General features: G+C 69.5%; 19 protein-coding genes and 1 pseudogene. 8 read left to right on the plus strand and 12 right to left on the minus strand.

Features of this window, described 5'->3' with window-relative positions:
• The 4 genes and pseudogenes from glnA to ntrC all read left to right on the plus strand — a co-directional run.
• Positions 1–499: pseudogene (gene glnA / locus RMP09_RS07530) on the plus strand (glutamine synthetase); the annotation flags it as partial.
• A gap of 218 nt (positions 500–717) precedes the next feature.
• On the plus strand, positions 718–1,266 hold the full coding sequence (locus RMP09_RS07535; RefSeq protein ID WP_310565356.1) for a hypothetical protein: 549 nt from the start codon (positions 718–720) through the stop codon (positions 1,264–1,266).
• A 41-nt stretch (positions 1,267–1,307) separates the two neighbouring features.
• On the plus strand, positions 1,308–2,408 hold the full coding sequence (gene glnL / locus RMP09_RS07540; protein ID WP_409559698.1) for a nitrogen regulation protein NR(II): 1,101 nt from the start codon (positions 1,308–1,310) through the stop codon (positions 2,406–2,408).
• A 40-nt stretch (positions 2,409–2,448) separates the two neighbouring features.
• Positions 2,449–4,020, plus strand: a complete 1,572-nt coding sequence (gene ntrC / locus RMP09_RS07545; RefSeq protein WP_310565357.1) for a nitrogen regulation protein NR(I) — start codon at positions 2,449–2,451, stop codon at positions 4,018–4,020.
• A 44-nt stretch (positions 4,021–4,064) separates the two neighbouring features.
• On the opposite strand, the gene xth is transcribed toward ntrC, so the two are convergent.
• The 8 genes from xth to RMP09_RS07585 form a co-directional block, all read right to left on the minus strand.
• Positions 4,065–4,832 carry an exodeoxyribonuclease III gene (gene xth, locus RMP09_RS07550; RefSeq protein WP_310565358.1) on the minus strand — a complete coding sequence of 256 codons (768 nt, stop codon included), beginning with the start codon at positions 4,830–4,832 and terminating at the stop codon, positions 4,065–4,067.
• An 8-nt stretch (positions 4,833–4,840) separates the two neighbouring features.
• The gene (locus RMP09_RS07555; RefSeq protein WP_310565359.1) at positions 4,841–5,353 is read right to left on the minus strand and encodes a dihydrofolate reductase; all 513 of its coding nucleotides are present in this window, start codon (positions 5,351–5,353) and stop codon (positions 4,841–4,843) included.
• Entirely contained in the window at positions 5,346–6,260 is a 915-nt protein-coding gene (locus tag RMP09_RS07560; RefSeq protein WP_310565360.1) for a DMT family transporter, read from the minus strand. The genes RMP09_RS07555 and RMP09_RS07560 overlap by 8 nt, the downstream gene beginning before the upstream one ends.
• A gap of 132 nt (positions 6,261–6,392) precedes the next feature.
• On the minus strand, positions 6,393–7,238 hold the full coding sequence (locus RMP09_RS07565; protein ID WP_310565361.1) for a thymidylate synthase: 846 nt from the start codon (positions 7,236–7,238) through the stop codon (positions 6,393–6,395).
• A gap of 85 nt (positions 7,239–7,323) precedes the next feature.
• Complete coding sequence (locus RMP09_RS07570) at positions 7,324–8,484, minus strand: MFS transporter (RefSeq protein ID WP_310565362.1); 1,161 nt, start codon at positions 8,482–8,484, stop codon at positions 7,324–7,326.
• 41 nt (positions 8,485–8,525) lie between these two features.
• Positions 8,526–9,497, minus strand: a complete 972-nt coding sequence (locus RMP09_RS07575; protein ID WP_310565363.1) for a transglycosylase SLT domain-containing protein — start codon at positions 9,495–9,497, stop codon at positions 8,526–8,528.
• Positions 9,494–11,002, minus strand: coding sequence for an FAD-binding oxidoreductase (locus tag RMP09_RS07580; protein ID WP_310565364.1), 1,509 nt, complete (start codon positions 11,000–11,002; stop codon positions 9,494–9,496). The genes RMP09_RS07575 and RMP09_RS07580 overlap by 4 nt, the downstream gene beginning before the upstream one ends.
• Before the next feature lie 11 nt (positions 11,003–11,013).
• Positions 11,014–11,484 (minus strand): DUF2069 domain-containing protein, encoded by a 471-nt coding sequence (locus RMP09_RS07585; protein ID WP_310565365.1) that lies wholly within the window; start codon positions 11,482–11,484, stop codon positions 11,014–11,016.
• 21 nt (positions 11,485–11,505) lie between these two features.
• Here RMP09_RS07585 and RMP09_RS07590 point away from each other — a divergent pair, with 21 nt between their 5' ends.
• Complete coding sequence (locus RMP09_RS07590) at positions 11,506–12,759, plus strand: YihY family inner membrane protein (RefSeq protein WP_310565366.1); 1,254 nt, start codon at positions 11,506–11,508, stop codon at positions 12,757–12,759.
• Here RMP09_RS07590 and RMP09_RS07595 read toward each other — a convergent pair whose 3' ends face one another.
• The gene (locus RMP09_RS07595; RefSeq protein WP_409559696.1) at positions 12,760–14,043 is read right to left on the minus strand and encodes a cytochrome P450; all 1,284 of its coding nucleotides are present in this window, start codon (positions 14,041–14,043) and stop codon (positions 12,760–12,762) included.
• Positions 14,044–14,146: 103 nt separating this feature from the next.
• Here RMP09_RS07595 and RMP09_RS07600 point away from each other — a divergent pair, with 103 nt between their 5' ends.
• A complete protein-coding gene (locus RMP09_RS07600) occupies positions 14,147–14,422 on the plus strand; it encodes a hypothetical protein (RefSeq protein WP_310565367.1) in 276 nt (91 codons plus the stop codon).
• Positions 14,423–14,428: 6 nt separating this feature from the next.
• Here the strand turns inward: RMP09_RS07600 and RMP09_RS07605 are convergent, their stop codons facing one another.
• The gene (locus tag RMP09_RS07605; protein WP_310565368.1) at positions 14,429–15,937 is read right to left on the minus strand and encodes a PLP-dependent aminotransferase family protein; all 1,509 of its coding nucleotides are present in this window, start codon (positions 15,935–15,937) and stop codon (positions 14,429–14,431) included.
• A 208-nt stretch (positions 15,938–16,145) separates the two neighbouring features.
• Here RMP09_RS07605 and RMP09_RS07610 point away from each other — a divergent pair, with 208 nt between their 5' ends.
• A complete protein-coding gene (locus RMP09_RS07610) occupies positions 16,146–16,484 on the plus strand; it encodes a DUF2917 domain-containing protein (protein WP_310565369.1) in 339 nt (112 codons plus the stop codon).
• Here the strand turns inward: RMP09_RS07610 and RMP09_RS07615 are convergent.
• Both RMP09_RS07615 and RMP09_RS07620 read right to left on the minus strand, forming a co-directional pair.
• Entirely contained in the window at positions 16,421–17,239 is an 819-nt protein-coding gene (locus RMP09_RS07615) for an alpha/beta hydrolase (RefSeq protein WP_310565370.1), read from the minus strand. The genes RMP09_RS07610 and RMP09_RS07615 overlap by 64 nt on opposite strands.
• Positions 17,239–18,546 carry an O-acetylhomoserine aminocarboxypropyltransferase gene (locus RMP09_RS07620; RefSeq protein WP_310565371.1) on the minus strand — a complete coding sequence of 436 codons (1,308 nt, stop codon included), beginning with the start codon at positions 18,544–18,546 and terminating at the stop codon, positions 17,239–17,241. Before RMP09_RS07620 ends, RMP09_RS07615 begins: the two co-directional genes overlap by 1 nt.
• A 106-nt stretch (positions 18,547–18,652) precedes the next feature.
• Between RMP09_RS07620 and RMP09_RS07625 the strand changes: the two genes are divergently transcribed.
• A complete protein-coding gene (locus RMP09_RS07625; RefSeq protein WP_310565372.1) occupies positions 18,653–19,120 on the plus strand; it encodes a CBS domain-containing protein in 468 nt (155 codons plus the stop codon).
• Positions 19,121–19,157 lie beyond the last annotated feature (37 nt).

Below are 19,157 nucleotides of genomic sequence, written 5' to 3' on the forward strand. Positions count from 1 at the left end.
GCACGCCCGTGCCCTGAACGCCATCACCAACCCCGGCACCAACAGCTACAAGCGCCTGGTGCCGCACTTCGAAGCCCCGGTCAAGCTGGCCTACTCCGCCAAGAACCGTTCCGCTTCGATCCGCATCCCCAACGTGGCGTCGGACAAGGCCCGTCGCGTGGAAGCCCGCTTCCCCGATCCGCTGATGAACCCCTACCTGGGCTTCGCGGCCCTGCTGATGGCCGGTCTGGACGGCGTGGAAAACAAGATCCACCCGGGCGAAGCCGCCACCAAGGACCTCTACCACCTGCCGCCGGAAGAGGACAAGCTGGTCCCCACCGTCTGCGCCAGCCTGGACGAAGCCCTGGGCCACCTGGACAAGGACCGCGCCTTCCTGACCAAGGGCGGTGTGTTCACCGACACCTGGATCGATGCCTACATCGAGCTGAAGATGACCGAAGTGACCCGTTCGCGCGTCGAGGTGTCGCCGGTCGAGTACGACATGTACTACAGCCTGTGATGAAGGCCAGGCCTGCCTAGGCAGGCCTTTCGCCCGGCCCGCCATGCTGTGGGGCCGATGCCCAAAAGGGACGACGGAAGTCGTCCCTTTTGCATTTGGGCGCGGCATATTCGCCTCCCGTCGGCTGCCTCAGGCACTTTCACCGGGCTTTTGGTTCATACTGAAAAGCACTGCCTGGGTGCGTGCTGTACCCGACCGATTCCCTTGTGCCCTTGAACATGACGCACCACTTTGTGATCCGATGGCTGGCCGCGATGTCCGCTGCCGCCTGTTTTGTCCCGGCCCTGGCCCAGGAGCGCATTTACCGCTGCGGCAACGAGTACACCAACGACGCGGAACTGGCCAAGAGCCGTGGCTGCAAGCCCATGGACGGCGGCAACATCACCATCATCCAGGGCACGGTACCGCAGGCCTCCAGGCCGGTGGCCGCCAGTTCGCCGCGCCCGGCCACGTCGCAGCCCACGGCGCGCAGCAGCGGTGAACGGGTGGACAGCAGCGAACAGCGCGCCCGCGACAGCGATGCGCGCGCCATCCTGACGGCCGAGCTGCGCAAGGCGCAAGAGCGCCTGGCCCAGGCCCAGAAGGCCTATGCCAACGGGGCACCGGAGAAAGAGGGCATCGAAGGCCGCAACCACCAGCGCTACCTCGACCGCGTGGCCGAACTCAAGGCCAGCGTGGCCCGTGCCGAGAGCGATGTGGCCGGCATTCAGCGCGAGCTCACGCGCCTCGGTGGTGCGCCGGCCGCCGCAGGAAGTGCCGCAAAATAGGCGGCTTGAAAAAGCCCACCCCCATCCCCCCGCCCACGCCTCTGGCGCCATCGGCTTGCGCCGACGCTCCCGGGCATCCCGTCCCCTCTGCCGCGCAGCGTTTCCAGTCGCTGGACCTGCTGGCCACCCTGGTGGCGGTGGTCGCGTCTGACGGCGCCGTGCTCTACGCCAACGCGGCGCTGGAAGACGCACTGGGCATGTCCCGGCGCAGCATCACTGGCGCGCAGCTGCAGGACTGCTTCACCGAGCCATCCTTGCTGCAGAACGCGCTCAGCGGCGCCCGCGGCAACGAGTTCGCCGCCCTGCGCTACGACGCCTGGCTGCGACGCCTGACCCACGAACCGTTGCCGGTGCACGTGGTGGTGGCGCAGACCGATGTGGCGGGTGAGGTGATCGTGGAGCTGCTGCCGCTGGAGCAGCAGACGCGCCAGGAGCGCGAGGAGCGCCTGATCGACCAGGCGCAGGCCAACAAGGAACTCATCCGCAACCTGGCGCACGAGATCAAGAACCCGCTGGGCGGCATCCGGGGCGCGGCGCAGCTGCTTGAACTCGAACTCGACAACAAGCAGCTGACCGAGTACACGCAGGTCATCATCCACGAGGCCGACCGCCTGCAGTCGCTGGTCGACCGGCTGCTGGCGCCGCACCGCCGCCCGCACGTGGTGGGCGACGTGAACATCCACGAGGTGTGTGAGCGTGTGCGCTCGCTGATCGTGGCCGAGTTCCCCAAGGGATTGAAGGTCGTGCGCGACTACGACACCTCCATTCCCGAGTTCCGTGGCGACCGCGAGCAGCTCATCCAGGCGGTGCTCAACATCGCGCACAACGCGGCGCAGGCGCTGGCCGATCGCATCGCGGCCGGCGACGCGCAGATCACCTTCCGCACGCGCGTGGGCCGGCAGGTCACCTTCGGCAAGCAGCGCTACCGCCTGGCACTGGAATTGCATGTGATCGACAACGGGCCCGGCGTACCGGACTCGATCAAGGACCGCATCTTTTTCCCGCTCGTGTCGGGGCGCGATGGCGGTTCCGGCCTGGGGCTGACGCTGGCGCAAACCTTCGTGCAGCAACACCATGGCCTGATCGAGTGTGAGAGCGAGCCGGGCCGGACGGATTTCAAGATCCTGATTCCGTTGCCTTGACCACAACACACACACACGCCGCTGAAGGGAACCGCCACACATGAAGCCGATCTGGATCGTTGACGATGACCAATCCATCCGCTTCGTGCTGGAGAAAGCGCTGCTGCGCGAAAACCTGCCCACCCGCAGCTTCACCAACCCGCAGGAAGTCCTCAAGGCCCTGGCCGACACACCCGAGAGCGAAGGCCCGCAGATCCTGGTGAGCGACATTCGCATGCCCGGTGGTTCGGGGCTGGACCTGCTGGAGAAGGTCAAGGAGAAGCTGCCCGGCCTGCCGGTCATCATCATGACCGCCTTCTCCGATCTGGACAGCGCCGTCTCGGCCTTCCAGGGCGGCGCCTTCGAATACCTGCCCAAGCCCTTTGACCTGCCCAAGGCGGTGGAGCTGATCCACCGCGCGGTGGAAGAGAGCCAGCGCGAAGAGGTGGCGCAGGAATCGGTGGCTGGCGCGCCCGAGATGCTGGGCCAGGCGCCCGCCATGCAGGACGTGTTCCGCGCCATCGGTCGCCTGTCTCAGAGCAACGTCACGGTGCTCATCACCGGCGAATCGGGCTCGGGCAAGGAACTGGTGGCGCGCGCGCTGCACAAGCACTCGCCGCGCGCCAACGGGCCGTTTGTGGCCATCAACACCGCAGCCATTCCGAAGGACCTGCTGGAGTCCGAACTGTTCGGCCACGAGCGCGGCGCCTTCACCGGCGCGCAGACCATGCGCCGCGGTCGATTCGAGCAGGCCGAGGGCGGCACGCTGTTCCTCGACGAAATCGGCGACATGCCGTTCGACCTGCAGACGCGCCTGCTGCGCGTGCTGTCCGACGGGCATTTCTACCGCGTCGGCGGTCACAGCGCGGTCAAGGCCAATGTGCGGGTGATCGCTGCCACCCACCAGAACCTGGAACAGCGCGTCAAGGACGGTGGCTTCCGCGAAGACCTGTTCCACCGCCTCAACGTGATCCGCCTGCGCCTGCCGGCGCTGCGCGAGCGCCGCGAAGACGTGCCCATGCTCACGCGCTTCTTTTTGCAGCAAAGCGCCAAGCAGCTGGGCGTGGAGCCCAAGCGCATTTCAGACGGTGCGCTGCGCCTGCTCAGTGGCTTCGACTTCCCGGGCAACGTGCGCCAGCTGGAAAACGTCTGCCACTGGCTGACCGTGATGGCGCCGGCGCAGGTGATCGAGGTCAAAGACCTGCCGCCCGAGGTGCTGGCGGTCACCAGCGGTGTGCCCGCTGAGCCGCCGATGGCAGCGCCGGTCCCGGAGCCGATGCCATCGGTGGTGGAGCCGGCTCCTGTGGACTGGACCGCCGCGTCGACCGTTGCGACGCCGACGACAGTGCCCGCCGATCCGCTGATGCCCGCCGCAGCCGCTGTTGCCGTGGTGCCCACCGCGCCCGTTGTGGCGGGGGGCGCCTCCTGGGAAGCCGGCTTGCAGGCCGAAGCCCAGGCTCTGCTCGAGGCTGGGCGCACCGACGTGTGGGACGTGCTCACCCGCCGGTTCGAGACCCGGTTGATCGAGACGGCGCTGGCCAACACGCGGGGGCGGCGCATCGAGGCGGCGCACAAGCTGGGCATCGGCCGCAACACCATCACCCGCAAGATCCAGGAACTGGGGATGGAATGAAAAAAGGAGCCGTGAGGCTCCTTTTTTCATGGGGTGCAGCCAGGTCAGTCCGCCAGCGTGAGCACCACCGGCGCGTGGTCGCTGGGCTGCGGGTTCTTGCGCGGTACGCGGTCCACGGTGCAGGCGGTTGCGCGCGCTTTGAGGGCGTCGGTGATGAGGATGTGGTCGATGCGCAGACCGCGGCCTTTCTGGAAACCCAGCATGCGGTAGTCCCACCAGCTGAAGCTCTTGGGCGGCTGCTCGAACAGCCGGTGCGCATCGTGCAGGCCCAGGCCGATCAGGCCCTGCAGGTGGGTGCGTTCTTCGGTCGTGCAGTGGATGGTCTCGCGCAGGCCCACGGGATCCCACACGTCGAGGTCATCGAAGGTGATGTTGTAGTCGCCCATCAGCACCAGCTGCGGGTGCTGGGCCATCTCGGCGTGCACCCACTCGCGCAGCGCGGTCAGCCAGCGCATCTTGTAGGCGAACTTGTCGCTGCCGGGCTCCTGCCCGTTGGGGAAATAGGCACCGATCACGCGCACGCCGGCGATGGTGGCGCACAGCACGCGCGACTGCTCGTCTTCAAAACCCGGGATGTTCTTGATCACGTCGGTCGCGGGCGCCTTGCTCAGCAGCGCCACGCCGTTATAGGTCTTCTGCCCGAACCACTGGGCCTGGTAGCCGATGTCGGTGAAGGCCTGCAGCGGGAACTTGTCGTCGGTGAGTTTCAGTTCCTGCAGGGCCAGCACGTCCACCGGGTTGGCGGCCAGCCAGGCCAGCACCTGCGGCAGGCGCACGTTGAGGGAGTTGACGTTCCAGGTGGCGAATTGCATGTCGGTTCTCAGGCGGTGCGGGTGTAGGTGACGAAGGCAAAGGGCAGACCGTTGGCGGCCACGTGCTCCTCGCGCGCGGTCTCGCGCCATTCGGGGCCGAGGGTGGGAGCGAAGGCGTCGCCGTCGAAGTCGCGTGCGATTTCGGTCACCACCACCGTGCTGGCCAGCGGCAAGGCCTGCGCATAGACCTGCGCACCACCGATCACCCAGGCGTCGCAGTCGGGCGGGCAAAGCGCGTGTGCGGCTTCGAGAGAATGCGCCACCGCGGCGCCCTCGGCCACAAAGCCTTCGTCGCGCGAGACCACGATGTTGAGCCGGCCGGGCAGGGGGCGGAACTTCGGCGGCAGCGAGTCCCAGGTCTTGCGGCCCATGATGACCGGGCAACCCAGGGTGGTGCGTTTGAAATGCGCCAGGTCCTCAGGCAGGTGCCAGGGCAACTGGTTGTCCTTGCCGATCACGCCGTTGGCGGCGCGGGCATAGATGAGGTTCAGGCGGGCAGGGGGTGCGGCGGTATCAGGCATCGGGCGATTGTGCCGCGGCCGGGCGCCGCCGCAGTGCGCCCGCGGGCAGCAGCACGCTGGCGATGGCCACCATCACGAAACCCATGGCCAGCCAGTCTTGCCAGTGCGGCACCTCGCCGGTGATGACGGTGGCACTGAGCGTGCCGACCAGCGGGATCGCCATCACGCTCATGGCGCTGGTGGCGGGCGGCAGGTTGCGCGCCAGGCCAAACCAGATCAGCTGCGCGAAGCCGTAGTTGATCAGCACGCCGTAGGCCAGGCTGATCCACATCAGCGGCGTGAACGTGGCCGGTTGCGGCAGCGGCTCCAGCGACAGGGCCAGCACCCAGACCACGGCGCTGCCGAGCAGCAGCATCCACACCGTCACCACCAGTGGCGAGAGCGTGAGGTGGGCGCGGCGGAACATCAGCGTGCCCAGGGCCCAGGAGGCGGCGGCGCCCAGCATCCAGGCCACGCCCGCCGGGCGGCCCGAGAGGCGCTGCAGTTCGTTCCACAGCAGCAGGGCGATGGCGATGCTCACGCACACCACCGCCAGCCGCACGCGCGGCGTGACGCGTTCGCCGAAGAAGGCCGCACCGATCAGCACCGTGAAGATGGGCATGGTGAAGCCCAGGATGGCGGCGCGGCCCGAGGCCAACTCCTGCACGCCGAAGATCGACAGCGTGTGCCAGCCCAGCACGTTGGGCAGCCCGAGCGTGGCGATGGCCAGCCATTCACGGCCGACGGGCTTCATGCGCTCGCCCCGGGCCGCCACATAGACGAACAGCCAGCTTGCGCCCAGCAGCATGGTGCTGGCGCGGAAGTACAGCGGCGAGAGCTGCTGCAGCGAGAGTTTCATCATGGGCCAGTTGACCCCCCACATGAGCGTGAGGGCCAGCAGCGCCCAGAGCTGGCGACGGGTGATCACAGAAGTGTCCCCCCCGCGCCGCTTCGCGTCACCCCCCAGGGGGCGGCACTGGCCGTCTGGCAAAGCCAGCCCGGCGGTGCCTCTGGATGGCGAAATGGCACGCGTTGGGCGTGGGTGCAGCGCACCAGGAAACTAAATCGCAACGGGTGCCTTGATCGCCGGGTGGCATTCGTAGCCGACCACCTCGAAGTCCTCGTAGGCGTAGTCGAAGATCGAATCGGGTTTGCGCCTGATGCTCAGCGTCGGGTAGGCCATGGGCTGGCGGCTCAGCTGCAGCTCCACCTGTTGATGGTGGTTGCTGTAGATGTGGCAGTCGCCGCCGGTCCAGATGAAGTCGCCCACGTCCAGGTCGCATTGCTGGGCCAGCATGTGGGTCAGCAGCGCGTAGCTCGCGATGTTGAACGGCACGCCCAGGAAGATGTCGGCGCTGCGCTGGTAGAGCTGGCAGCTGAGCTTGCCCCGGCCACCGGGCTCGGTGGCGGGCGCGACGTAGAACTGGAAGAAGGCGTGGCAGGGCATCAGCGCCATCTGGTCCAGGTCGGCCACGTTCCAGGCGCTGACGATGATGCGGCGGCTGTCGGGGTTGCTCTTGAGTTGCTTGACCACTTCGCTGATCTGGTCGATGTGCCCCCCACCCGGCTTGGGCCAGTTGCGCCACTGCACGCCGTAGACGGGGCCGAGTTCGCCGTCTTCGCGCGCCCATTCGTCCCAGATGGTGCAGCCGCGTTCCTGCAGCCACTTCACATTGCTGTCGCCGCGCAGGAACCACAGCAGCTCGACGATGATGGCCTTGAGGAAGACCTTCTTGGTGGTGACCAGCGGAAAGCCTTCGTTCAGGTCGAAGCGCATCTGGTGGCCGAACACGCTGCGGGTGCCGGTGCCGGTGCGGTCGCCTTTCTGCACGCCGTTTTCATAGACGTGGCGCATGAAGTCTTCGTACTGGGAGCGAACGGGGCGGGCAGCGGTGGGGGCGGTCATGGTCGGGGCAGTCATCCGGGGAAGGGCGTCATTGTGCCTTTTGCGGTGCCGCCCCGTGCCCGCCGGGCGCATGGGCCCGCACGGCTCAGGTCAGGCGGTCCAGCGCGGTGGTGACGGCCAGCAGGGCCAGCAGCAGCACCAGCACCACCGGCATCACCGCGCCCAGGCCGGCCCAGGTGGCCAGCAGGCCGAAGGCGGCGGGCACCAGCGAGCCGCCGGCGTACGAACCCATCATCTGCCGCCCGATCACGGTGCGCGCCAGGTCGGCCGGGAAACGCCGTGCGGTTTCGTGCATCAGCGAGGGGAACACTGGCGCGCAGCCCAGGCCCATGAGCACCAGACCCGCCAGCGACAGCGCGGCGGGCGCCCCGGGCACGGCGAACAGCGCGGCGCCCAGCAGGGCCAGACAGACACCCGCGCGCACCAGGCGGCGGTTGCCGACTCGGTTGGCCACCAGGCCCACGGCCACGCGGCCGGCGGTGATGGAACCGAAATACACCGACACCCAGAAACCCGCCTCGGCCGCGCCCACGCCGCGTGTGCCCACCAGGATGCTGGCGGCCCACAGGCCCGTGCCCATCTCGGCCGAGACGTAGAGCAGAAAACTCAGTGGCGCCAGCCAGAGCGCCAGCCGGCGCGGCATGCGTGGCGCTGCGGCGGGCCCGTGGCCGGCGTCATCCGCAGGCGGCCGGGCATGCTCACGCCGCCACAGCCCCAGGCTGCTCCAGAGCAGCGCCGCCAGCGCCAGCTGCAGCAGGCCGAGGTGTTGCACGCCCCGCGTCCAGCCGGCCGGGCCCGCCAGGGCCAGCGCCATGATGGCCGGCCCGGCGGTGGCGCCGATGCCCCAGCTGGCGTGCAGCCAGCTCATGTGGCGCGACGAGTAGTGCGCCGCGACGAAATGGTTCAGGCTGGTGTCCACCGCGCCGCCGCCCAGGCCCAGCGGCACCGCCAGCAGCACCAGCCAGGCGAACGAGGGGGCGACGGAAAAGCCCAGCAGGGCCAGGGCCGTCATCAGGGCACTGCCGGCCACCACGGCGCCGGTGCCCACGCGGGCCACCACCCGGCCGGTCAGCCAGGCGCTGGTGGCGGCGGCCACGGTGGCGGTGATGGTCAGCAGGCCGACGGCCGCCAGCGGCTGGCCCATGTCGGCCCGGATGGCGGGCCAGGCCACGCCCAGGATGCCGTCGGGCAGGCCCAGGCTGATGAACGACAGGTAGACGATGCCGAGCAGGAACCAGTGGGCCAAGTGCGGGACTCGCAGGGCAGGGGCGTGCGCCGTGGGCGCGCTCAGGAGCGCGGCCGCGCGGCGATGCGCGGCCATTCGGGCGACGGGGCGGTGATGCGGGCGTCGAACGGGTGGCGCTGGAGGTTGAACACCTCCTGAATGCGGCGCACATAGCCCTGTGTTTCCGGGAAGGGGGGCACGCCCAGGTAACGGTCCACCGCGCCTTCGCCGGCGTTGTAGGCGGCCACCGCCAGCGGCACATCGCCCTTGAAGTAGGCCAGCAGCCAGCGCAGGTAGGCCAGGCCGCCGCGGATGTTCTGCTCCGGGTCCAGCGGCTGGGTGACGTTGAAGCGCGCCGCGGTCTCGGGGATGAGCTGCATCAGGCCCTGGGCGTTCTTCTCGGACACGGCCAGGGGATTGAAGTTGGACTCGGCCCGGATGACCGCGTAGGCCAGACCCGGGTGCACGCCGTACTGCGGCGCCAGGCGCATCACGATGGCCATGATGCGCCTCTGGTCGGCGGTCGCGATGAGCCGGCGGTAGTGGGTGGCCGCAGCGGCTTCGGCCGCGGCCTGTGCGGCGGCCAGGGCCTGTTCGGCGGCCAGGGCCACGCCGGTGACCGCCCAGGCGTCGGCGTGGCGCTGGGTCTCGGCATCCGCGATGCAGGGCGGCTTGACCGCGTCGGCGCTGATCGTGCGGAGCATGCGCTGCGAGGGCGCATCGCCCTGCGCGGCGGCCTGCCGGAAGTACCAGGCGGCGTAGCCGTCGTGGCGCTCCAGGCCACGGCCGTTGGCGTAGATCCAGCCCAGGTTGTGCTGCGCTTCGGTGTCGCCCGCCAACGCGGCCTTGCAGTACAGGTCCAGCGCGAGGGCCATGTCGCGCGGCACGCCTTCGCCGTGTTCGTGGCTGCGCGCCTGCTCGCGCCAGCGCGCGGCCTGCTCGGGCGTGGCCGCCTGCACCGGCGCGACCAAACCCAGCAGCAGGGCGGCTGCAGGCAGAGGGCGCAGAAGGCGGCGCAGGTGGCGGGGGTTCATGTCGAGAGGACGCGACCGGGGTTGAGGGTGTTGTGGGGGTCCAGCGCCTGTTTGACGGCGCGCATCAGGCCCAGGGCGACCGGGTCCTTGTAGCCGGGCAGCTTGTCCACCTTGAGGCTGCCCACGCCGTGTTCGGCGCTGATGGAGCCATCGTAGCGCGCCACCGCGTCAAACACCAGCGTGTTGACGCGTTCTTCCATGGTCTGGAGGAAGGCCTTGGCGTCGCCGCTCTCGGGGGCCTGCACGTTGTAGTGCAGGTTGCCGTCGCCCAGGTGGCCGAAGTTGACCAGGCGCACGCCCGGCACCTCGTGCTGCAGCAGCGCGTCGGTCTCGGCACAGAAGGCCGGGATCTTCGACACCGGGATGCTGATGTCGTGCTTGATGTTCAGGCCCTCCTGGGCCTGCGCCAGCGGGATGCTTTCGCGGATGTGCCAGAGCGCGTGCGCCTGGCCCAGGTTCTCGGCCACCACGGCGTCGCTCACCACGCCGTTCTCGAACGCGGTTTCGAGCAGGCGCTCGAACTGGCTGCGGGCGTGGTCTTCGGATTCGCTGTCGCTGTTCTCCAGCAGCACGCAGTACGTGGCCCCCACGCTCCCCGCTGCGCGTGGTTCGCTGCCCCCCGAGGGGGCTGCATCGGGCTTGGGGCGGCCCGGCGCCGATGCGGCCGGGTGCTCCAGAAAGGGCACGCGCTGTTGCGGGAAGTGTTTGGCCACCAGCGAGAGCGCGAACTGGCCCATGACCTCGAAGCCGGTCAGGCCCGCGCCCAGGTGCTGGTGCGCCAGGCCCAGCAGGGTCACGGCCGCGTCCAGGCTGGGCACGGCGGCCCAGGCGGTCAGCTGTGCGGCGGGCAGCGGGTAGAGCTTCATGGTCGCGGCGGTGATCACGCCCAGCGTGCCTTCGCTGCCGACGAACAGGTCGCGCAGGTCGTAGCCGGTGTTGTCCTTGCGCAGGCCGCTCAGGCCGTGCCAGACCTCGCCCTGCGCGGTGACCACTTCCAGGCCCAGGCAGAGTTCACGCGCATTGCCGTAGCGCAGCACCTGGGTGCCGCCGGCGTTGGTGGCCAGGTTGCCGCCGATGGTGCAACTGCCCTCGGCCGCAAGCGACAGCGGGAACAGGAAGCCGGCCTTTTCCGCCGTTTCCTGCACCGCCTGCAGCACGCAGCCCGCGTCCAGGGTGATGGTGAGGTTGGCACCGTCGATGGCGCGCACCTGGTTCATGCGGGTGAGCGAGAGCACCACCTGGGTGCCGGTGTCGTCGGGCACCGAACCGACCACCAGGCCGGTGTTGCCGCCCTGGGGCACGAGGCTGACACCGGCCGCGGCACAGGCACGCACCACGGCGGCCACCTCGGTGGTGCTGCCGGGGCGCACCACGGCCAGGGCGCGGCCGCGGGCGCGCTGGCGCCAGTCCTGTTCCCAGGCCGAGAGGTCGGCGCCCGGGTCGTCGTGGGTGAGCACGTGGGCGGCACCCACGGTCTGGCGCAACTGGGCGATCAAGGGGTTCATGGTCCAGGGCTTCAGGGTTTCGGGGCGGCCACCGGGTCGGCCGCGGCGCCGATTTCGATCGCGCGGCGCGCCGCGTCGGCGGCCACGGCCTCTTTGCCGGCGGCCTTCAGGCGCATGCGCACATGCACCGCGCAGGCCACGAACAGCAGCACGCACAGCAGCACCTCGATGGCGGCCAGACCGGCCGACAGGCCGGGGTCGCTCCAGGCGCGCACCACGCCTTCGGTGAAGTACAGCCACACCATCAGGCTGACCCAGCGGTAGGTGTACATGCGGTTCTTGAGCAGGCCCACCAGCGGAACGGTCAGCGGCAGCACCTTGAGCACCAGCCAGGAGCCGCCCGGGCGCAGCGGCGCGAGCCACAGCTCCCAGGCCAGGCCGAGAACGATGAGGCCCAGCAGGCTGCCCACGGCGAGCGCGCGCGTCCAGCGCACGGCCTGGGCAGAAGAAGGGAGAGGGGTGGGGGAGAGGGGGGTGGGCATGGCGGGTGGCATGATACCGGGATGACCTTTTCCGAGCGCCTGCAAGGCGCACAGACCCTGCTGCGCACCGTGTTGGCCGACGGCTGGCAGAACCTGCGCCGCTTCCCTTGGCGCACCACGGCGCTGACGCTGCGCGAGCGCTTCCGCGAAGACCGCCTGGGCGTCACCGCGTCCAGCCTCACCTTCACCACCACCATCTCGCTGGTGCCGCTGTTCACCGTGGCGCTGGCCATCTTCAGCGCCTTTCCCATGTTCGCGCGGCTGCAGACCACGCTGCAGCGCTGGCTGGTGGAAAGCCTGGTGCCCGACAACATCGCCAAGCAGGTGTTGAGCTACCTCAACCAGTTCGCCGCCAAGGCCGGGCAGATCGGCTGGGTGGGGGCGCTGTTCCTGCTGGTGACCGCGCTGGCGCTGATCCTGACCATCGACCGCAAGCTCAACGACATCTGGCGCGTGCGCACGCCGCGGCCGCTGACGCAGCGCATCCTGGTGTACTGGGCGGTGCTGACGCTGGGGCCGCTGTTGCTGGGGGCCAGCCTGAGCGTCACGTCCTACGCGCTGTCGGCGTCCAAGGGCATGGTGGCGGCCCTGCCGGGCGGTGTGCGCTTCCTGCTCGATGCGCTGCAGTTCGCGCTGGTGATGGTGGGGCTGGCGGCGCTGTACCGCTACGTGCCCAACACCCGCGTGCGCTGGAGCCACGCGCTGGTGGGCGGTCTGTTCGTCGCCACCGCGCTGGAGCTGGCCAAGAGCGCACTGGCCTGGTACCTGGCCAAGGTGCCCACCTATTCGGTGGTCTATGGCACCTTCGCCACCGTGCCCATCCTGCTGGTGTGGTTCTACCTGGCCTGGGTCATCGTGCTGCTGGGCGCGGTGGTCGCGGCCTACCTGCCCAGCCTGCTGGCGGGCATTGAGCGGCGTGGCAATTCGCCGGGCTGGCGTTTCCAGCTCGCGCTCGAAGCCCTGGCCCAGTTGCAGACGGTGCGCGAGGCGCAGCAACGCGGCCTGAGCCTGGAGGCCCTGGCGCAAACGCTGCGCGTGGACCCACTGCACCTGGAAGACCCGGTGGGTGCCCTGGTGGCGATGGACTGGCTGGGCCGGCTGGACGAAGAGGACGAGCGTTACGTGCTGCTGCAGGACCCGGCCCACCTGCCGTTGGCCCCGCTGGCCGAGCGGCTGCTGCTGCCGGCCGCCCCCAGCACCGAGGCGTTCTGGGCCGGCAGCGGCCTGCGCAGCCTCACCGTCGCGCAGGCGCTGGCCGCGCCGTCGGTGCCCTGATCAGCCGGCGCGAAACGGCGCCGACAGGAAACCGCGGAAACGCGCCCGGCCGCCGCGCACCGGCGACGCACTCAGTTCAAAGGCGGGAAAGCGCCGCAGGAAGCGGCCGATGGCGATGCGGCCCTCCAGCCGCGCCAGGCTCAGCCCCGCGCACTGGTGGATGCCGAAGCCGAACGCGAGGTGCTTGTTGCCTTCGCGGCGCAGGTCCAGGGTTTCCGGATCGGCAAAGACGGCCGGGTCCCGGTTGGCGGCGCCGATGCACAGCGTCACGAGGTCGCCGGCCGCCACCGCGACCCCACCGATCTGCGCCGGTGCGAGCGCGCGCCGGTTGCCCAGCTGGTTGGACGATTCGAAGCGCAGGCATTCGTCCACCGCCAGTGCCAGCACCTGTTCCCGTGCGGCCTCGTCGGCAGCGGAACGCAGGTCGGCCAGCAGTTGCGCGCGCTGGGCGGGGAACTCCTGCATCAGGATCAGGCCGTTGCCGATCAGGTTGGTGGTGGTCTCGTGGCCGGCGTTGAGCAGGAAGATGCAGTTCTGCAGCAACTCCACTTCGCTCAGCTGGTCGCCGCTGGCCTCGCCCTGGATCAGCCGCGTGAGCACGTCGTGCTCCGGGTCGCCGGGGGCCTGGCGCCGTTCGGCCACCAGCGTGCGCAGGTAGGCCAGCATCTCGGTCACGCTGCGGTTGCCGGCCGCGTGCTGCGCGGGCGTGGGCACGGGTTCGAGCGCGCCCAGAATGGCCAGCGACCAGTCGCGCAGCGGGCCGCGGTCGGCGTGTGGCACGCCCAGCAGGTTGCCGATGATCTCGACCGGGATCGCTGCGGCGAAGTCCTCGATCAGGTCGCCGCCGCCGCGCGCCTCGATGCGATCGAGCAGGTGGTCCACCAGGGCGATCAGGCCGGGTTCCATGTCCGCGATGGCGCGGCGGGTGAGCGCGCCCATGATGAGTTTGCGCACCCGCGTGTGCAGCGGCGGGTCGTTGAACACCAGGCTGGTGGTGTGGTGCGCGTACAGCGGCGAGTCCACCCCGTACTTGGGCGCGAACTCGACGTGTTTGTCGGAGCTGAACAGCGCCGCGTCGCGGTACACCGCCATCAGGTCGGCGTGGCGCGTGAGAAAGCGCGAGCCGTCGGGCATGCGCCGCACCGGATCGTGCTCGCGCAGCGCGGCGTAGACCGGGAAGGGGTTGGCCAGGAAGTCGGCGGGCAGGGCGCGCAGGTCGAAACTGGCCACGATGTCGCGCGCCCGCGCGGCGCTCATGGGCGGGGTGATCGGCAGCTCGGTCATGGGCGCATTGTGGCGCCGGCATGGGGGGCATGGGGTCGCTCAGGCGGCATGGTCGGCGTAGCATGACCCGGGGCGCAGTCGGCGCCTGGATGAAGGAGTTCCCATGGTTCCCAACTTCTCCCGCGGCGCCGGGCGCGCCGCCGTCGTGTTGTGTCTGGTCGCGGCCGCGCTGGCGGGTGCCGTGTTCATGCAGGTCCGCCCGGCCGAAGCGCAGGGCATCTTGGCCGCGCCACCGGCCTGCCAGTGTTCGGCGCCGACGCGGGTGCCCGGTCTGTCGATGGACGTGGTGCACTGCGTGTGCGGCGGTATGGCCTGCGTGATCAGCAGTGGAAAACTCGAAACCACCCAGAGCACACCGCTGATGCAGTGCGTGCGCTGACCGGTCTCAGGCGCGCTTCTTCTCGGGGTTTTCCTGCGTCATCTCGCGCGCGATCTCGCCGATGCGGGCCAGCGCCTGCATGTGCAGCGTGTTCCAGGCGCCGGAGAAGTTCAGCCGCAGGCAGTGGCGGTAGCGGTCGGTGGCGGTGAAGAACTCACCCGGACCGAAGGTGATGCCTTCGGCGGCGCAGCGGCGGAACAGTTCCATGCTGGAAAAGCCGGGTTCCAGCTCCAGCCACAGCGTGTCGCCCGACGGCGGGTTGCTGACGCGCGTGCCGGCGGGAAAGTGGTGCGCGATCAGTCGCCGCGCCTCGTTGCGGCGCTGGTTCATGTAAGTGGTGAGCCGGCGCAGGTGGGCCTCGTAACTGCCCTGGGTCAGCAGGTCGGCCAGCGCTTCTTCCAGCACCACGGGGGTGGCCGCGCCCTGCAGCCGTTTGCTGGAGGCCACGCTGTCGCGCCAGCGCCCGGCCTCGACCCAGCCCAGGCGGATGCCCGGCGTGAGCGTCTTGGCGAACGAACCGCAGACCATCACGTGGCCGTCGGTGTCGAAGGCCTTGGCGGCCTTGCGGCGCTCGTCGCCGGCCAGCAGGTCGTTGAACACCACGTCCTCGATCAGCGGCACGCCGCGCTGCGCCAGCAGCCTGACCAGCTTCTGTTTGGCCGCCAGCGGCATCACCGAACCCAGCGGGTTGGACAGCGTGGGCGCGGCCAGCACGGCCTTGACCGGCTGCGTGTCCAGCGCCAGTTCGAGCGCCGGCAGCGAGAGGCCGGTGGCCGGATGCGTCGGTATCTCCAGCACGCGCAGACCCAGCGACTCGATCAGGTCGAGGTAGCCGAAGAAGGTGGGCGATTCCAGCGCCACCACGTCGCCCGGCTGCGTCACCGCGCGCAGGCACAGATGCACCGCCTGGGTGCAGCTGGCGGTGATCACGATGTCGGCCGCGTCCAGCGCGCAGCCCAGGTGCAGCGCGCGCCGGGCCACGGCCTGGCGCAGCGCGGGGCGGCCGGGGTCGGCCTTGTTGTATTCGGTCAGGCTGTGGCGGTGCACCCGCGAGGCGCGGCCGATGGCCACGCGCAGCCGCTCTTCGTCAAACAGCGTGCTGCGCTCGGGCGAGAAGCCGCCGAAGCTGGCGCGGTCGCCGGGCTGGTGCAGCATGGCAAAGCCTTCGGATCGCGTCTGGCGTTCGACCAGGAAGCTGCGCTGCGGCGGCGCGCTCAGACCCGGCTGGGCGATGCGCTGCGGCCGCCGCACGAAGTAACCCGCCTTGGGCCGTGCCTGCGCCAGGCCCTGTTCTTCGAGCTGGCGGTAGGCCTGCATGGCGGTGGAAATCGAGACCCCGTGGGTCAGTGCCGTCTCGCGCACCGAGGGCAGGCGCTGCCCGGCCTTGAGGCTGCCGCCGTGGATCAGCTGCGCCAGTGCCTGCGCGATCCGCTGGTACAGCGGCGGGGCGGGTTCGGGGGGCGGCGGCACCGGTGGGACCGGGCGCAGCACGGAGGGCTGGGGCGGCTCGGACATGGCGCTTCCATGCTAACCGAGCGCCTGCCCGGCGCCCGGCCGGACCGACACGCCAGGACCGGTACAGATGGCCGCCAAACCGGGCACACAGATGGGCGCCTGTGGGGCCTTGCACGTCCGAACTGGGGCGCCTGTGTGTCTGTCGCGCGGGCGGGGAAATCCCGACAGTGGAGCCACTGATTTCATTGGTCCGCACGAAAGGTTCGCCATGCACACCACCCCGCCCCTTCCCACCCGCCTGTGGCCCCGGCAGACCCGCGTGATCAACGCCAGCGCCGGCATGCGGCTGCGCGTGGTCCGCGGCCGGCTCTGGCTGACGCAGCCCCACGTGGCGCAGGACCTGTTCCTCGGCCCGGGCGCGGTGGTCGACCTGTTGCAGGACTGGGTGGTGGTCGGCGCCGACGCCGAGCCCGCGAACACGCCGCAGGAGCATTACAGCGAGTACCAGCTCACCCCCCTGGTCGAGCCGGCGCCCAGCTGGTTTCAGCGACTGAGGAAGTCGCGGATCGCGAACAGGGTGGCGTCGGGGGTCTCGGTCATCTGGTGATGGCCTACAGGCAGCGTGACCACCTGCACGGTCTTGCCCGCCGCCTTTGCCGCCTGGACCAGGCCCTGCGCCGCTTTGGGCTGGGTCATCTGGTCCTGGCCGCCCAGCAGGAACAGCACCGGGCAGGTGAGCGCGGCCATGGCCGCTTCGCCGCCGGTGTAGCGGTCGCAGGCCACGAAGCCGCGGTGGAACACGTTGACCTTGGGGTTGCTGCGCAGCACCCGCCGGTTCAACGCCAGGCTGGATCCGTAGACCCAGGTGCCGGGCCCGAGCGCCGAGGGCGGTGCGGCGAGCGTGCTGCGGCTGAACACGTTGATCATCTTCATGCCGACTTCGGGCGCGTTCAGCGCGGCCTCGATCAGCGCGGGTGAGACCTTCATCGGGAAGGCGGTGCCGACCAGCACCGCGTGGGTCACGCGGTCCTTCAGGCGTGCCGCCGCTTCCATGGTGATCAGCGAGCCCCAGCTGTGGCCGACCAGGGCGGCCTTCTGCACGCCGGCGGCGTCGAGCAGGGCGGCGACGAAGTCGGCCGCCTCTTCAACGGTCGACGGCGCTTCGCCCTCGCTCCGGCAGTGGCCGGGCAGGTCCACCGCCAGCACGTTGAAGCCGTGGTTCGCCAGGTAGCGGCTCTGCAGGATCCAGACGCTGTGGTCGTGGAGCACGCCGTGGATGAAGACGACGGTGGGCTTGGCCGGGTCAAAGGCCTTGCCGCCGGTGTAGCAGTAGGTCTTGGCGCCTTGAACGTCGAGGTACATCAGGCACCTGCCTTTTCTGCGGCTTTCAGCGCGCGCTTCAGATCGTCGATCAGGTCGTCCGGGTCTTCCAGTCCGATGGACAGACGGATCGTGCCGGGGCCGATGCCGGCGCCGGCCAGCGCCTCGTCGCTCATGCGGAAGTGGGTGGTGCTGGCCGGGTGGATCACCAGCGAGCGGCAGTCGCCCACGTTGGCCAGGTGGCTGAAAAGCTTGAGCGCTTCGATGAAGGCCTTGCCCTGTGCGCGCGAGCCTTTGATGTCGAAGCTGAACACCGAGCCGGCGCCTCTGGCGCCGTGTTTGAGCAGCTTGTTCGCCAGCGCGTGGCTGGGGTGCGAGTCGAGCAGCGGGTGGCCGACGCGGCCCACCAGCGGCTGGCTGGCCAGGAACTGCACCACCTTCTCGGTGTTGCCCATGTGGCGGTCCATGCGCAGCGACAGGGTCTCCAGCCCCTGCAGGATCAGCCAGGCGCTGTGCGGGCTCAGGCAGGCGCCGAAGTCGCGCAGGCCCTCGCGGCGCGCGCGCAGCAGGAAGGCGCCGACGGTGCTTTCTTCGCTGAAGGTCATGCCGTGGAAACCGTCGTAGGGTTCGGTCAGTTCGGGGAATTTGCCCGAAGCGTCCCAGTCGAAGCTGCCGGCATCGACCACCACGCCGCCGATCACGGTGCCGTGGCCGCTCAGGAACTTGGTGGCCGAGTGGTAGACCAGATCGGCACCCAGCTCGAAGGGTTTGACCAGGTAGGGCGTGGTCAGCGTGCTGTCCACCAGCAGCGGCACTTTCGCCTCGTGTGCGATCTGCGCGACGGTCGGCATGTCCAGCACGTCCAGGCCCGGGTTGCCCACGGTCTCGCCGAAGAACAGCTTGGTGTTGGGCCGCACGGCGGCCTTCCAGCCGTCGATGTCGCCCGGCTTCACGAAGGTGGTCTCGATGCCGAAACGGCGCAGCGTGTAGTGCAGCAGGTTCTGGCTGCCGCCGTACAGCGCGGTGCTGGCGACGATGTGCGAGCCCGCGCCCATGAGCGTGGCGATCGAGAGGTGCAGCGCGGCCTGGCCGCTGGCGACCGAAATCGCGCCGATGCCGCCTTCGAGCGCCGCCATGCGCTGCTCGAACACCGCGTTGGTCGGGTTGCTGATGCGGCTGTAGACGTGGCCGGCGCGTTCGAGGTTGAACAGGGCGGCGGCGTGGTCGCTGGATTCGAAGACGAACGAGGTCGTCAGGTGGATGGGCACGGCGCGGGCGCCGGTCGCGTCGGGGGTGGCGCCGGCGTGCAGCGCCAGGGTGTCGAAGCCGGGGTCCGAGTAGCCGGGCATGCGTGGGTCTCCAGTGGTTTTGGCGATTATTGTGGGCTATAGTGACCGAACGCCAGAGCACTGGCGACATCCCACAGACCACTCGACGAATCCGAGGAGAACAGCCATGCGAGTCAGCGACATCCTGCGTGTCAAGGGCGGCACGCTCTACACCGTCTCCCCCGACGAACCCCTGACCAAGGCCGTGGACGTCATGGCCCAGTTCGACATCGGCTCGCTGGCGGTGATGGAACACGGCGAACTGGTGGGCATGCTCACCTTCCGCGAGGTGCTGCACACCGTGGCCCGCAACGGCGGCAGCGTCGGCCGCAACACCGTGCGCAGCGTGATGGACGACCACCCCATGAGCTGCACACCGGAAACCGAACTCGAACAGGTGCGCCCCCTCATGCTGGAACGCCACACCCGCTACATGCCGGTGATGGACGCCAAGATGCTGATGGGCGTGATCAGCTTCTACGACGTGGCCAAGGCGGTGGTGGACAGCCAGAACTTCGAGAACAAGATGCTCAAGGCCTACATCCGCGACTGGCCCGAAGAAGAGACCGGCAAGGCCGAGCCGAACTTCCCCTGAACGCCGGTTGCTCCCAACAAAAACGCCCCGCCAGTCG

This window comes from Hydrogenophaga sp. (assembly GCF_031426985.1).
In the GTDB taxonomy this organism is placed as follows: Bacteria; Pseudomonadota; Gammaproteobacteria; order Burkholderiales; family Burkholderiaceae_C; genus Hydrogenophaga.

Coding starts and splice junctions, on each gene's coding strand:
- ntrC (WP_310565357.1), top strand. CDS start 2,449: ATGAAGCCGATCTGGATCGTTGACGATGACCAATCCATCCGCTTCGTG.
- RMP09_RS07565 (WP_310565361.1), bottom strand. CDS start 7,238: ATGACCGCCCCCACCGCTGCCCGCCCCGTTCGCTCCCAGTACGAAGAC.
- RMP09_RS07580 (WP_310565364.1), bottom strand. CDS start 11,002: ATGAACCCCTTGATCGCCCAGTTGCGCCAGACCGTGGGTGCCGCCCAC.
- RMP09_RS07600 (WP_310565367.1), top strand. CDS start 14,147: ATGGTTCCCAACTTCTCCCGCGGCGCCGGGCGCGCCGCCGTCGTGTTG.
- RMP09_RS07595 (WP_409559696.1), bottom strand. CDS start 14,043: ATGACCGAGCTGCCGATCACCCCGCCCATGAGCGCCGCGCGGGCGCGC.
- RMP09_RS07610 (WP_310565369.1), top strand. CDS start 16,146: ATGCACACCACCCCGCCCCTTCCCACCCGCCTGTGGCCCCGGCAGACC.
- RMP09_RS07585 (WP_310565365.1), bottom strand. CDS start 11,484: ATGCCCACCCCCCTCTCCCCCACCCCTCTCCCTTCTTCTGCCCAGGCC.
- xth (WP_310565358.1), bottom strand. CDS start 4,832: ATGCAATTCGCCACCTGGAACGTCAACTCCCTCAACGTGCGCCTGCCG.
- RMP09_RS07625 (WP_310565372.1), top strand. CDS start 18,653: ATGCGAGTCAGCGACATCCTGCGTGTCAAGGGCGGCACGCTCTACACC.
- RMP09_RS07575 (WP_310565363.1), bottom strand. CDS start 9,497: ATGAACCCCCGCCACCTGCGCCGCCTTCTGCGCCCTCTGCCTGCAGCC.
- RMP09_RS07535 (WP_310565356.1), top strand. CDS start 718: ATGACGCACCACTTTGTGATCCGATGGCTGGCCGCGATGTCCGCTGCC.
- RMP09_RS07590 (WP_310565366.1), top strand. CDS start 11,506: ATGACCTTTTCCGAGCGCCTGCAAGGCGCACAGACCCTGCTGCGCACC.
- RMP09_RS07605 (WP_310565368.1), bottom strand. CDS start 15,937: ATGTCCGAGCCGCCCCAGCCCTCCGTGCTGCGCCCGGTCCCACCGGTG.
- RMP09_RS07555 (WP_310565359.1), bottom strand. CDS start 5,353: ATGCCTGATACCGCCGCACCCCCTGCCCGCCTGAACCTCATCTATGCC.
- RMP09_RS07620 (WP_310565371.1), bottom strand. CDS start 18,546: ATGCCCGGCTACTCGGACCCCGGCTTCGACACCCTGGCGCTGCACGCC.
- RMP09_RS07615 (WP_310565370.1), bottom strand. CDS start 17,239: ATGTACCTCGACGTTCAAGGCGCCAAGACCTACTGCTACACCGGCGGC.